Source organism: Proteus hauseri ATCC 700826 (assembly GCF_001654965.1).
Lineage (GTDB): Bacteria > Pseudomonadota > Gammaproteobacteria > Enterobacterales > Enterobacteriaceae > Proteus > Proteus hauseri.
Genome location: NZ_LXEV01000025.1, coordinates 1 through 14,773, shown reverse-complemented (window position 1 = coordinate 14,773; position 14,773 = coordinate 1). Strand labels below are relative to the sequence as shown.

The following is a 14,773-nucleotide window of genomic DNA, read 5'->3' as shown; positions in this document are numbered from 1 at the left end:
GTAAATAAAGCAGTGAATGAAGTAGAAAATAAAGCAGTGAATGAAGTAGAAAATAAAGAAGTGAATGAAGTATCAAATAAAGAAATAGATGAAGAAGTAAATGGAGTAAATAATAAAGTTGGAAAAGAAGATATCACGGAAATATCAGGAAATAAAGAAATATTCGTGGGTGAAAAGTTATTATCAGAGGATAAAGAAAAAGTATATACAGGTAGTAAGATAGATAAGATATACCAATCTAACTGGGAGTATGGGAAAGAAAATATTCCTGTTTATAATATTGAAGGTTCAAAAGATCCATATGAGAATTATTTATCTAGTGAGGAAAAAATAATTACTTTCGTAACAGATAAAGGCGATTTTCATCAATTTAGTTTATTGGGTGATGTAGGATATTATGGATATCGAATTGAATTAGATGCGGATAGAACAGCAAGTTATGCTTCTTATATTTATTCTATTGAAAAAGATCTTATTGCTGAAAATGTGCCTAATGATTTAAATGCTGTGTATAGTAAAAAAGATGGTTTTGTATATGGACCCTTAGATCATAGATCTGATCAAATAAACACAGTAGTTAGTACCGCAGACATTACAATGAATTATACTAATGGTATAGTTAAAGGTATTATTACTGAAAATAACTCACGTATAGCTAATAATGAATTATTTAAAATAGATGGTGATACTAAAAGTTTAGTAATAACGCCTACTCAGCATGTATCAAATGGTATTATTCCTAATGATAGAGCAGTAATGGATATTCAATTTGTTAATTCTGCAGAAAATAGAGATGATCATAAATATATTTTAGGAACTACAAAAACAGAGTCATGGATAGCTGTATTAGCTGCAGAAAAACAGAATTAATATTAGAGTGATGTATAATTATTTAGTTAGTTTTAATTTATCAAAAGCCTCTTAGCAGAGGCTTTTTAAAAAATAATAGTCTTAGGTTTATATGGATAAAATCAATTATTACTTTTAAGTAATGAGAGTTTTTTGCTCCATGCATCAAGAGTTTCCCACTTTTCTCTTAAATAATCATACCTATCATAATGCTTCTGGGAAACTCCGAGCCTTTTGTGATTTTGCACCATATCTCTTAACTCAGAACTAACTCCCATCTCTAGGTGTGAATTTCTCAAACTTATTTTTGCCCAAAAACGATGTACCTAAGCATTGATCGTTGTTATGTGAGATATAAATTTGAATTTGTTGAAAAAGCTATACTTATAAAAACAATGGGTAAGCTTTTACAGGAAGGTAAATTAGCTAAAGATAAGAAGGGGCTAACAATTAAAGGCCCTAACTGGAAAGAGCCTAAATTTGTTACTCAAAAAAAATACGGAATTTAATAGATTTAAATCCACTTCGGTGGGTTTTTTATTGCCCAAATTTCACCACGCTTCTTAATTGAGGTTTTTTTATTATTCAAAGTGACGGAATAGAAGAAATTAGCCATTTAATAAACTTTGACACATTCACCTTCAATACATTGAAGTTGATGATGAGTTGGACATATCTGAGTCAATTGAAGTATAAATCTCGGACCTTGCTAGTAGGTCGATACAATGAGTAATGGGATACATCACAGTTACTATCACTGTAAATAAAAACATGTTTTAAAAAACAGTATTGACCTTAAATCTCAAATGAGTAAATTAGTAATTAGCAGCACGATAATGTAGTTAGTAATTTCGTGAATAGAAAGAAGTTCTGGGATAGCCATTTTGCTTTATAGGCCATGAAGTTTGTTGTTTGGGATATAGTTGCTTTCAGGCCTTGTAGTTATTGTGCTGGTTCGCAAAATGGTAGTGTTAGCGCGACGATGTAAAGTCTTGTTTTTTAGTTGATACTGACGGTTATTTTATTTATGGTAACCGTATGAGCAACGGGCAACGCATCAAAGAGTATATGTCGCGAGGGGGATGTGCTTGTTTAAATTACCACACTTGGGTTTTGAAAGTGCAGGTATGTGTATGACGAGATAAATAGAGGGAGGATTTTAGTATTAATGCCCAATATTATCTGTAGTAAATGGGTACATTTGAAAGCAGTATAAATCGTAGTATCATTTTATTAAGTTCATTAATGTTAAATCTGAAGTCTGAAGTACCTTAAAAGCCCTGACTTCAATGGTTAGGGCTTTTAAGATTACTCCCTCGTCTTAATTGTAAGCTCTCCCAACAAATCAATAACACTAACCTTGATGATTTCCCCAAATAAGTTCTTGATGTCTTATCGGTTTGGCTAAATTTAATTAAGATAAGTACGTTGTAACCTACTACTCATTAGTCATATTTCTAAATGTTAGCCTTGCAGTTACAGTTGTTAGAAGAACTGCCAACGTCTGTTCCTCGCTCAAATCTAATTATATTCTATGAGAAAGTTATTAATATTATTATTCCATGTTCAAATACAGCACTGAATCCGCACCGAGCAATTTTTTGCTTCTCTCCAGATAAAATACGTTCTCAAATGTGTTGATTGTTGTCGTTCAACTTAGGATGCAACAACTGGCATATTGAGTTTGTTTTTATATTTTATTGAAATAAAACATGTAGCCACAATTTGGGCATAATAAGATTAGGTTTTTCTTAAGTTTGTGTTTATTTTGTTTAGCAACGTAAGAACAACTTGGGCAGGTAACTTCCACTAGTGCGTCTTGAAACATTCTTATCACATTAAAAGCTTTCATATCTTTCACCCATTAAGGGATATCGTGATTCAGTGTACGTTACTTTATGATTGAGTGCTCATCTTTTATACTTTTATTTGTAGTAACCAATTTAAGTGACTAATTTCCACAGCAACATCTGGCATATTGAGACGTTTTTTGTATGAGATATCTAGAGCTGATAAATCTATAATGATTTTTCTTCTTTGGTTAGGTTTGGGGGATTCATGATGTATTTGGCTGATGGGTATAGGGGGAAATTTCTGTGTCAAGATTGTGACACAAGAAAGTAGAGAAATAGCATAACACCGCAAAAGCATACAAATAATATTTTTTGTTTGTTGTTATTTGCTGTGGGTTTGTAAGCTAATTAACGTTAATTAATATTACACATCATCAGATATCAAATCAATCCAAGAAGAAGTTGGTGAGCGTTTAAAAGAAATCGACCGTATTTCTGAACAAACTCAATTCAACGGCGTTAAAGTACTGAGCGGCGAAAAAGAAAAAATGACCGTTCACGTTGGTACTAACGACAAAGAAAAAATTGAATTTGACCTGAAAAAAGTTGACAGCAAAACACTGAAAGTTGACGAGTTAGAAGTTGGCGCAGAAGCATTTGGTGGTGTTAAAGCTGCTGATTTAACTGCTAAAACTGCTGCACAATTAGCTCCAGCTGAAGCTGGTGTTGGTGCGGTTGCTGCTGACTTAGGTGAAATTACAACTAATTACGGTGGTAAATCACAAACTGTAACAGTTGATAGCGCAAGTGTTGATAAAAATGGTCAACATTATATCACTGCTAAACTTGAAGATGCTGATGGTGTAGAACAAACTGTTACTTTTAAAGCAGATATGAAAGTAACTAACCCAGCAACAGATACTGATGCTAAAGAAATCAAATTCACTGTTGGTAGCGAAGTTAAAGTTGCAACTGCTGATGACGTAACTAAATCAGAAGCTAAAGCTGAAGCTCAACTGAAAACTTTAGACGAAGCAATCAACACTGTTGACGGTATGCGTTCTTCTTTAGGTGCGATTCAAAACCGTTTTGAATCAACTATCAACAACCTGAACAACACTGTTAACAACTTATCTGCTGCACGTAGCCGTATCTTAGATGCTGACTATGCAACAGAAGTTTCTAACATGAGCCGTGGCCAAATTCTGCAACAAGCGGGTACTTCAGTACTTGCTCAAGCAAACCAAGTACCACAAACAGTTCTGTCTCTGTTACGTTAATTCGTACCCTGACACAAAAGATACCTTTCTATATTTAAAAGGTCCTCGAAAGAGGGCCTTTTTTTATTTTTTATTTCTATATTTAACTCTACTTTTTTTAGTTTTATTTTTTCTTCCGATCTATTTTTCTTTTTTCTGCAATCAATTATTCCTTGCAAATTAACTGACTGGCTTTTTTTGCTATTTTCGTGACGCCAAAAATCGTAAAACCTTCAGAATTGATGACGATAGTGTTTAGGCAAGGTTATTACAGAGACGTAGTAACCAACCTATTCATTAAAAATATTTTAAAATCAAGTCGAAGGAATATCGTATGGCACAAGTCATTAATACTAATGTTCTGTCATTAGTTACTCAAAATAATTTAAATCGCTCACAAAGCAAATTAGGAACTGCAATTCAACGTTTATCTTCCGGCTTGCGTATTAATAGCGCCAAAGATGACGCCGCTGGCCAAGCAATATCAAACCGTTTTACTGCAAATATTCAAGGTTTAACTCAAGCCGCACGTAATGCGAATGACGGTATTTCTATTTCACAAACCACAGAAGGGGCATTAAACGAAATTAATAATAACCTTTTGCGTGTGCGTGAATTAACTGTGCAAGCAAAAAACGGTTCTAACTCTGAGTCAGATATTAAATCTATTCAAGAAGAGATTAACCAACGTACCGCAGAAATTAATCGTATATCAGAACAAACCCAATTTAATGGCGTAAAAGTATTAAGTGAAGATAGCCAATTAAACTTACAAGTGGGTGCGCTTGATAAAGAACAAATCAGTGTTAATTTGAAAAAAATGGATGCAACAACATTGGGTATTGATACATTGGATTTATCAAAACCAAGTCAACTTGGCTCCAAAGCAACTCAAGTAGAAATTACCCCATCAGGTACTCCGTCAGGACCTAAAGAGATGCAAGATTTAGATACTCAAGCGTTAGATGATAAAGTGTCTAAGGGTACATTAAAAAGCTATGATATTTATTATGATAAAAAAGCAGATGGTACTGATGATAAGGAAAAAATCATTGTTCATACTGTCGATAGTAAAGGCGTTGAAGGTTATTTGGACGGAACCCTTGCCGCAGGTGCTGCAAAAGGTAAAACCAAAGTAGATGCTTCTGCTAACGTTACTAAAAAGGTCGATCCAGTAGCTGAAAAGCCATTAAAAAGGTTAGATGATGCCCTAGCACAAGTTGATAGTCTGCGTAGTTCAATGGGAGCGGTACAAAATCGTTTAGAGTCCACTGTTAACAACTTAAATAATACCGTGGCTAACTTAACAGCGGCAAATAGCCGTATTCAAGATGCAGATTATGCAACTGAAGTGTCTAATATGAGCAAAGGCCAAATCCTGCAACAAGCGGGTACTGCGGTATTAGCACAAGCAAATCAAATGTCTCAAAATGTATTATCGCTCCTTCGTTAATTAAAAATGAGTTGTTTCTTTATTTGATCTTTAAAACACCCACTACAGAAGATGTAGTGGGTGTTTTATCATCTATTCGATAGACTTTTTAATCAATTATTTTGGTGTGACTGAAAACAACATTAAGAACGTTAAATCTCACAAAATAAAATTATATGATTTATATGTTATTTTTTTATGAACAGAATGCACTTTCTATGAGCTGATTTCTTTTAATGAGAGAAAGTATCAATTTAATTAACGGTTTTTCTAAGGATTAGTCACTAATGTTTTAGGGTAAAGTAGTTCTCGTAATGCAATGACAAATTAATTTATCAATGAAAACCCGATTTTCTCTGAAAATTTGGCATAGGTGAAAAAGAGGCGCTTTTGCTTCACTGTTCAACCGATTGCTGAATCTATTTCGCCGGATAATGGTTTCCGGTCTTTTATCCAAAGGTGTCTTTTGTTGTGAGTGATTTGTATACCGCCGAAGGCGTGATGGACAAAAATAGCCTCTGGGAGCGATATGTCCCCTTGGTTCGCCATGAAGCATTACGATTACAGGTCAAGTTACCTGCGAGTGTGGAATTGGATGATCTCTTGCAAGCGGGTGGAATAGGGTTATTAAACGCTGTTGAGCGTTATGACTCAATGCAGGGTGCTGCATTTACCACTTACGCTGTTCAACGTATTCGTGGCTCAATGTTAGATGAGCTACGCAGCCGTGACTGGGCGCCACGCAGTGTGCGCCGAAATGCCAGAGAAGTAACTCATTCAATTCATCAACTCGAGCAGGATCTAGGACGACCACCATTAGAACAGGAAGTTGCTGATCATTTGCAGATTGAGTTAGCAGAATACCGGCAGATCCTATTGGACACGAATAACAGCCAATTGTTCTCTTATGACGAATGGCATGAAATTTACGGTGAAAGCTGTGAACCGTCTCAAGACGAAGATCACGATGACAATCCATTACAGATGTTATTGGAAAGTGATATTCGCCAAAGAGTCATAGACGCGATAGAATTGCTTCCCGAAAGGGAAAAAATGGTTCTTACTCTGTATTATCAGGAAGAACTTAATTTGAAAGAAATAGGCGCAGTGCTTAATGTCGGGGAATCCCGCGTAAGCCAGCTACACAGCCAAGCAATTAAAAGGTTGCGAGCACGCTTAAACCCAGAGAAATAGAAGTTTTGCTTATTTTTGTTTTTGTTTATTAAGACTACAACACAGGGCTTTATCTCTTATGTCTGTTTCAACACAAAAGAAACGGCCTCTAAGCCGTTACATTAAAGACTATAAACACAGCCAGACCCATTGTTTACATTGCCATAAGGCGCTTGATCGTATTTCGCTCGTATTCAATCGCCAAGTTATTAATAAAGAAGCCATTTCTGAAATGACTGATTTAATTGATGATGAAACGTGGGACTCTCTGCAAGAGAAATTTTCTGCGCTGTGCCGTTTTTGTAGTGAGATTTACTGTAATAGTGAAACTGATTACTTTGACATTATGGCTTTTAAACAGTATTTATTCGAGCAAACGGAAATGAGCCACAGTACTGTTCGTGAGTATGTGGTGCGTTTACGTCGCCTTGATGAATTACTGACTTCAACTAATTTTCCTCGTCAAGAGTTTACGACAGAGAAAATTCAGTCAGACTTGAGTAAAAAGCTCACTCCCTCTGCATTTAGTAACTACAACATTGCACTGCGCAAGTATGAGCAATATCTCGATTGGTGCCAAGAGCCCCCATCGCTAAGTAGCCACTAATCGCTATCAAGAGAGACCTGAAAAGGAGTAGCATTGCCTACTCCTTTTTTATTACTTATTTTTCCTACTTTCCTTTTTTATCCGTTCTATCTATTTCTTTTTACTCTAAATTTTTTACTAGATCTTTATTATTATTGATTTAATAAATAAAAATGCGCCCCGATGGAGCGCAAATAATACAAGTATTCATAATGACGTATTTATATCAATCTTGATGTTGATATTTGATTAAGTATATTTATCGGAATAAAGAGACACTAATCATAAATAGCTAAAAGGTGAGTACTATCACAACCTTTCATTAAATCGCGGTATTTTTTGTTAATAGAACCAGAAATAGATAATAAAAAAACCACCTTTAATAAAAAGTAACGTTAAAGGTGGTCTCAAATTTAAGGAGAGAAAGAGAATTTGTTAACTAGCTAATTGTCATTAAGCTCGCATTACCGCCAGCTGCAGCCGTATTAATGCTGAGGGCTCGCTCGTGTAATAAACGTTCTAACAATAAATTTGTCTCATCTCTAGCGAATCCTTGTACTGAAATGATAGCACCTTTACGTTGCGCTATTTTTTGGCAAATTTCTTTAAGTTGATCGCAATCACCATGATAAATAACGGCGTTAATTTTAACTGAATCATCATCCCATTTATCAGTAAGAGTGATAGATTTCCTAACGTCATCCGGTAATTCACGGTATGTTTTTTGCGAGAATGCACTGTTAACCACAATGGCATGACAGCCTGAAGCTAATACTCCTGCTATTTGGCTAAAGCCATCTTTTTCGTTATCTGCAATGCAAAGTACATTGCCACAAGGAACTAACTGATAAGTATTACGTTCACCAGTCGGACCTGGTAATACACGCAATGTACCTGCCTGAGAGGCAGCAGCGTAATCTTCTAATGCAGCATAATGCGTTTTTTCAACTTTGTTCACTAACCATGCCATAAAGTTATGATAGGTTTGCAACAAACTATTACGCATTGAAGTATCAAGAGGGAGATAAGCATCTTGGCGCGATAAAGTTTGTGTTGTCGCATTTTCAGGGCGTTTAGATAATAAGCGATATAAATAAGCAGGCCCGCCCGCTTTAGGCCCCGTACCTGATAATCCTTCACCACCAAAAGGCTGAACACCTACCACAGCACCTACCATATTTCGGTTTACATATAAGTTCCCTACTTTTGCATGAGTAGCAATATACGCAATAGTTTCATCAATACGAGTATGAACGCCCATAGTTAAACCATAACCTGTGGCATTAATCTCATTTAATAAAGTAGGAAAATCTTGGCTTGCGTAGCGAACAACATGTAAAACAGGACCAAAGATCTCTTTTTTCAGTGAACTGACCTTATCTAACTCAATTAAAGTCGGTTGAACAAAAGTACTATTGCACTCGATGTGTTTCGACAAACTATTATGAGTCGCTTGATAAACAGAACGCCCTTCAGTACGCATCGCTTGGATATGGCGGTCAATACCTATTTTTGCTTCTTTATCAATAACTGGACCAATGTCGGTTGATAAAAGACTTGGGTCGCCAATATTTGCTTGAGCCATCGCACCTTTAAGCATTTCAATTGTGTGATCAGCAACTTCTTCTTGAATACATAAAATACGCAATGCTGAGCAGCGTTGACCCGCACTATCGTAAGCGGAGGCCATTACATCGGTTACCACTTGCTCAGTGAGTGCCGAAGAATCAACAATCATGGCATTTAAGCCGCCAGTTTCGGCTATTAAAGGAACTGGACGACCTTCACTATCTAATCTACCCGCTAGTGTTTTTTGTAAAATATGAGCAACAGCGGTGGAGCCAGTAAACATCACACCACGAACACGTTCATCAGCAACTAAATGTGCGCCAATCGTTTCGCCTTGCCCTGGTAATAGTTGTAATGCAGCGCGAGGAATACCTGCTTGATGAAATAATGCAATTGCTTTAGCAGCAATTAGCGGAGTTTGCTCAGCAGGTTTGGCTAATACGGTATTTCCTGCCGCTAATGCCGCAGCAATTTGTCCACTGAATATTGCTAATGGGAAATTCCAAGGGCTAATACAAACCACTGGCCCTAGAGGTCGATGGGTATTGTTATCAAAGTCTTTTTCAACCTGAGCTGAATAATAATAGAGAAAATCTATTGCTTCTCGTACTTCAGCTATCGCATTGTTATACGTTTTGCCAGCTTCTCGAACGAGGATCCCCATTAATGGGCCCATTTGCTGTTCCATTAACTGAGCCGCGCGAATTAAAAATGCAGCACGTTCTGCTGGTGGTGTTGCAAACCAAATCTCACCATTTTCTTGAGCTATCGTTAAGGCAAAATCAGCTTCAGCTTGCGTTGCTTCGCGGACAGTTCCTACAATATCGGCATGATTTGCTGGGTTTAGTACTGATTGAGATATTAATGATGTTTCTGGTTGACTAAATTCACCACCAAGTATTGGCTCACAGTGCATTTTTTCTGATGCTGAGGTTAACAAGGCACTAGAGAGAGAGGCCAAGCGGTGTTCATTCGACATATCAATGCCTTGAGAGTTTTTACGCTCATCACCATAAAGCTTATCAGGCAGTGGAATTCGAGGGTGAGAAAGTCCAACGTGACCTTCTGTTTGAGCCATTTTATTGACTTCTTTAACAGGGTCGGCGACCAGTTCATCTAACGAAATTGTGGTATCAGCAATACGGTTAACAAATGAAGTATTAGCTCCATTTTCTAATAAACGACGCACTAAATAAGCCAATAACGTTTCATGAGTACCAACGGGGGCATAAATACGGCAAGGGCGACCTAATTTACCTTCAGCTATTTTACCTACAACCTGAGCATAGAGAGGTTCGCCCATACCATGTAAACATTGAAATTCATATTGACCCGGATAATAGTTTTGCCCAGCTAAATGGTAGATCGCAGAAAGAGTATGCGCATTATGAGTTGCGAACTGTGGATAAATAAAATTAGGTGAAGACAGTAATTTCTTCGCGCAAGCAAGATAAGAAACGTCGGTATACACTTTGCGAGTGTAAACAGGATAATCTTCAAGCCCATCAATTTGAGCACGTTTAATTTCACTATCCCAATATGCGCCTTTAACTAAGCGAACCATTAACCGACGACGGCTACGTTGTGCTAAATCAATTACATAATCAATGACTAATGGACAACGTTTTTGGTAGGCCTGAATAACAAAACCAATACCATTCCAACCGGCTAATTCTGGCTCAAAACAGAGCTTTTCTAATAAATCGAGAGAGATTTCTAATCTATCAGCTTCTTCGGCATCAATATTTATGCCGATATCATATTGTTTAGCTTGTAGTGTTAAAGAAAGCAGGCGAGGGTAAAGTTCAGACATAACACGTTCATATTGCGCACGGCTATAACGAGGATGTAATGCTGATAGTTTAATGGAAATTCCCGGGCCTTCATAAATACCTCTACCATTAGAGGCTTTACCAATGGCATGAATTGCTTGTTGGTAAGAGACTAAATAATCTTGGGCATCTTTTTCAGTTAAAGCGGCTTCACCTAACATGTCATAAGAATAGCTAAATCCTTTTTCTTCTAATTTACGCGCATTAGCAAGAGCCTGAGAAATTGTTTCTCCGGTAACAAATTGCTCACCCATCAAGCGCATTGCCATATCAACGCCTTTGCGGACAAGCGGCTCACCACTTTTAGTTAAAATACGATTGAGTGAATTAGATAGCTTTTCCTCGTTATGTGTTGAAACTAATTTTCCAGTAAAAAGTAATCCCCAAGTTGCGGCATTAACAAACATAGATTGGCTTTGGCCTACGTGTGAACGCCAATTTCCGTGGCTAATTTTGTCACGAATAAGCGCATCTCGAGTTGCTTTATCTGGAATGCGCAATAAAGCTTCAGCCAGACACATTAAAGCCACCCCTTCTTGAGAAGAGAGCGAAAACTCCTGTAGCAATCCTTGAACTAGTCCCGAACGACCAATACCATTTTTTTGTTTTCGTAGTTTTTCGGCAATGGAATAAGCCAGTTTATGGGTTGCTTGTGCTTGATGCTCAGGCAGAGTTGCTTGTTGTAATAGCATAGGAACTGCTTGTGTTTCTGGTGTGCGATAAGCAGAAGTAATTGCTGAGCGTAAAACTGATTGAGGATGAATATGTTCAGCAAACTCTAAGAATGGTTGATAATGCATTGCTGGAATATCAGTGTTTTCATCAATATCTTGTGTTGCGAGCACTGTATCTGTTAATACCAGCTGATTATTATCAATTTGTTCAAGATAATTAAAAATTGCCTGTTTAATTAACCAATGCGATGTTCTATCTAATTTTTGTGCCGCATTTTTTAATCGATTACGGGTTTCTTCATCAAGCCTGACACCCATTGTTGTGCTACTCATGCAGTGCTCCTCATATCGTACATCTTATCCAACATGGCACAGTTAACAGTTATTTTTATTAATATCATTCATGTTGCAACTTTGTGCAACATTGTTAACAATATTTTTATAAATAATGTGAAAATAGTCAGGTTTTATTTTAGATAGAAAATATAATAATAACAAAAAAATAAATAATATTTATATTTCAATTGATTATATTCTAGTGGTTTTAGAGGAGAGTTTCTTCATTTGTTCTAATTCAGACGAATAGTGTGAAGTTACATACAAAAATTAAACATTTAAAGGTTAACATCTTGTTAAAACCATCAGGTTTATTCTAGGATTGGTGTGAATGGTTTATTTGTTTCTGTAAGAAATTATTTTAATTAAAAACTGATAAGGTCATTTGTGTGCAACTAAGTGCAACGTTCCTGTACCCAGTGAAAGCATATCAATTGATCGTAAACAGATTGATGGAGAACTGCAATTATGGCTTTAAATTCGCCAATGCTAATTACATTTACGATCTATATCTTAGGTATGCTTTTTATCGGCTATCTTGCATATCGATCAACAAAAAACTTTGATGACTATATTCTTGGAGGTCGCCGTTTAGGGAGTGTGGTAACGGCTCTTTCTGCCGGGGCTTCGGATATGAGTGGCTGGCTGTTAATGGGATTGCCCGGTGTTGTCTTTTTTGCTGGGATCTCAGAAAGCTGGATTGCGATAGGATTATGCCTTGGTGCATGGTTAAATTGGCGTTTGGTTGCTGGTCGATTACGTTTGCAAACAGAAAAAAATAATAATGCTTTAACGTTACCTGATTATCTTACTTCACGTTTTGACGATAAAAGTAAAATGTTACGTATTATTTCAGCATTAGTCATTTTGGTTTTCTTCACTATTTATTGTGCTTCTGGTGTTGTTGCTGGTGGTATGTTATTTGAGTCAACTTTCCATATTCCCTATCATGAAGCCATGATTTATGGCGCATTAGCGACCATTGCTTATACCTTCCTTGGTGGTTTTCTTGCAGTGAGTTGGACTGATACTGTTCAGGCAACTTTAATGATTTTTGCGCTTATTCTTACGCCTATTATTGTTATTTTCTCCATCGGTGGAATAGATACTTCTATTGAAATCATTAAAGCTAAAGATCCTTCTTATCTTGATATGTTTAAAGGTCTTGATTTTATCGCCATTATTTCTTTATTAGCTTGGGGATTAGGTTATTTTGGCCAACCACATATTTTAGCTCGTTTTATGGCTGCTGATTCAAATCAAACGATCCGTAAAGCGCGTCGTATTGGTATGACATGGATGATCCTCTGTTTAGGAGGTACTGTTGCAGTAGGATTTTTTGGTATTGCTTATTTTGAGCTAAATTCAGCACAAGCTGGCCCTGTGATGGCTAAAAATGAACGTATCTTTATGGAATTAGCTTCATTGCTATTTAATCCGTGGGTGGCAGGTGTCTTACTTTCGGCAATATTAGCTGCAGTAATGAGCACTCTGAGTTGTCAACTTTTGGTGTGTGCAAGCGCATTAACAGAAGATTTGTATAAACCCTTTATTCGTAAAAATGCGAGTCAAAAAGAACTGGTTTGGGTTGGCCGTGGAATGGTGTTATTAGTGGCTATTATCGCAATATTTCTAGCACGAGACCCTGAAAATAAAGTGCTCGATTTAGTAAGTAATGCGTGGGCTGGCTTTGGTGCTGCATTTGGTCCGGTTATTTTGATTTCAGTAACATGGAAACGAATGACTCGCAATGGTGCATTTGCTGGTATGGTAATTGGCGCATTAACAGTATTAGTGTGGATGCAGTTTAAATGGTTTGGTCTATATGAAATTATTCCTGGTTTTCTTTTTGCCTCTATCGCTATTATTGCGGTGAGTTTGATGGGGAAAGCGCCAAGTGCTGAAAATCAGCAACGTTTTAATGAAGCAGAAACAGAATATCAAAATACTTAATTATTAATTTGAGCTTATAGCTTATATAGAATACCGCCCATTAGTTTAATCGGCGGTATTTTTTATGGAAGTGTTAGAAGAGATATTTGTGGGGGAGAATTAAGATAATTGGTAAAGTATAAACCAGCCTATTAATTTTTATTAGGCTGGTTTTATTCTAAATATTTTTATAACTTATTGTAAATAAATTAATAATAAAAATTATTCGTAGTATTCAAACCGATTGTGTATGACGGCTTTACTGTAATTAACCACGTTATCATCGAATTTAATGGTACTTTCTAAGTCCCAAGTTAAACAGTTATTATATTTATCCCATTCGAGACAAGTAAAATCATAGGTTTTTAATTCATCAGAAAAACCTTTAACTGATTGTGTTTGGCGTAATATTTTGCCATTTTCATCATATTTAAAATTTAATGTAACGATATTATCTTCTTCCGATTTCAATAGTCTTTTTTGGTCATTATATTCGTAACTAATCGTTTTTTTCTCTGTATCAAGCGGGTCTTTTATCTCGACTGTTTCTAAAGTAATTCTATTATCTTTTGTCGTAAATTGAGATATGTCTTTACCAATAGTTTCACCGGCAGCGTTGTAAAAGGTGGATACTTTTTTGTCGAGTAAATTTTGGCTATTTTTACTGAATATCTCATGTATATAGAAGGTATGGGTATAATCACGATTTTTTAACTGATACTTATATTTAAAATCGTAAGGTGTGTTTTCAGACATTCTAATAATATTGCTTTCGATATTACCAAATGTATATTCTTGCAATGAAGCGTGGTATTTAGTGAGGCTACCGCATTCATCAAATTTTATTTCGCTTTTGATCGCTTTAAATCTACCATCAGGAGGAAGCGTACTTGTCGTAACGATAGATTTTATCGGACCTGTAAATGCTTCTAAGGCAACAATTGTGTTATTGGCAAAGTTTATATCTTTGTCTACTTCATTGCATTCGGCAGATGCATTCGCTAATAAAGGAAAAGAAGAAAATGCAAAAAATGAGAAGGTGAGTAGTAATCGTGATTTCATAAAGCTATCCATGTTGTAATGATCAGATTAGGAATGCAAATCAGTTGAGTTGCTCCCATTGCATTATCAAATAGTATAAATGAAATAGATTATTTTAGTAACAATGTGAGCGATTGGTATTACTTTAATAGGTAAATTCACTTATCAGCAAATTTTTTGTGAATATATACAGTGGTAAATTAATATTTTTATCTATTTTCTAGATTAAATTCTATTAAAGAAAAAGAAAAAGAAAAAGAAAAAGAAAAAGAAAAAGAAAAAGAAAAGAAAAGAAAA

General features: G+C 36.1%; 9 protein-coding genes and 1 pseudogene. 7 read left to right on the top strand and 3 right to left on the bottom strand.

All coding sequences use genetic code 11. From position 1 onward, the window contains the following. Together M997_RS17580 and M997_RS11645 are read left to right on the top strand one after the other, a co-directional pair. A partial coding sequence (locus tag M997_RS17580; RefSeq protein ID WP_211267749.1) for a hypothetical protein occupies window positions 1–870 on the top strand: 870 nt, incomplete at its 5' end. Between the two features lie 269 nt (window positions 871–1,139). Then, window positions 1,140–1,358: a hypothetical protein gene (locus M997_RS11645; protein ID WP_064720294.1), complete on the top strand. Its 219-nt coding sequence runs from the start codon at window positions 1,140–1,142 to the stop codon at window positions 1,356–1,358. Window positions 1,359–2,539: 1,181 nt separating this feature from the next. On the opposite strand, the gene M997_RS17940 is transcribed toward M997_RS11645, so the two are convergent. Continuing rightward, window positions 2,540–2,701 (bottom strand): YnfU family zinc-binding protein, encoded by a 162-nt coding sequence (locus M997_RS17940; protein WP_215534280.1) that lies wholly within the window; start codon window positions 2,699–2,701, stop codon window positions 2,540–2,542. Window positions 2,702–3,070: 369 nt separating this feature from the next. On the opposite strand from M997_RS17940, the pseudogene M997_RS17865 reads away from it, so the two are divergent. The 4 genes and pseudogenes from M997_RS17865 to fliZ all read left to right on the top strand — a co-directional run. Beyond that, window positions 3,071–3,922: pseudogene (locus tag M997_RS17865) on the top strand (flagellin); the annotation flags it as partial. 313 nt (window positions 3,923–4,235) lie between these two features. Then, complete coding sequence (locus tag M997_RS11635; RefSeq protein WP_064720292.1) at window positions 4,236–5,354, top strand: flagellin FliC; 1,119 nt, start codon at window positions 4,236–4,238, stop codon at window positions 5,352–5,354. 450 nt (window positions 5,355–5,804) lie between these two features. Continuing rightward, window positions 5,805–6,527: an RNA polymerase sigma factor FliA gene (locus M997_RS11630; RefSeq protein WP_036912728.1), complete on the top strand. Its 723-nt coding sequence runs from the start codon at window positions 5,805–5,807 to the stop codon at window positions 6,525–6,527. A 58-nt stretch (window positions 6,528–6,585) separates the two neighbouring features. Continuing rightward, the gene (fliZ, locus tag M997_RS11625) at window positions 6,586–7,113 is read left to right on the top strand and encodes a flagella biosynthesis regulatory protein FliZ (RefSeq protein WP_064720291.1); all 528 of its coding nucleotides are present in this window, start codon (window positions 6,586–6,588) and stop codon (window positions 7,111–7,113) included. A gap of 418 nt (window positions 7,114–7,531) precedes the next feature. On the opposite strand, the gene putA is transcribed toward fliZ, so the two are convergent. Then, on the bottom strand, window positions 7,532–11,485 hold the full coding sequence (gene putA / locus M997_RS11620) for a trifunctional transcriptional regulator/proline dehydrogenase/L-glutamate gamma-semialdehyde dehydrogenase (RefSeq protein ID WP_428838607.1): 3,954 nt from the start codon (window positions 11,483–11,485) through the stop codon (window positions 7,532–7,534). Between the two features lie 486 nt (window positions 11,486–11,971). Between putA and putP the strand changes: the two genes are divergently transcribed. After that, the gene (putP, locus tag M997_RS11615) at window positions 11,972–13,456 is read left to right on the top strand and encodes a sodium/proline symporter PutP (protein WP_064720289.1); all 1,485 of its coding nucleotides are present in this window, start codon (window positions 11,972–11,974) and stop codon (window positions 13,454–13,456) included. A 201-nt stretch (window positions 13,457–13,657) separates the two neighbouring features. On the opposite strand, the gene M997_RS11610 is transcribed toward putP, so the two are convergent. Next, the gene (locus tag M997_RS11610; protein WP_064720288.1) at window positions 13,658–14,497 is read right to left on the bottom strand and encodes a hypothetical protein; all 840 of its coding nucleotides are present in this window, start codon (window positions 14,495–14,497) and stop codon (window positions 13,658–13,660) included. Window positions 14,498–14,773 lie beyond the last annotated feature (276 nt).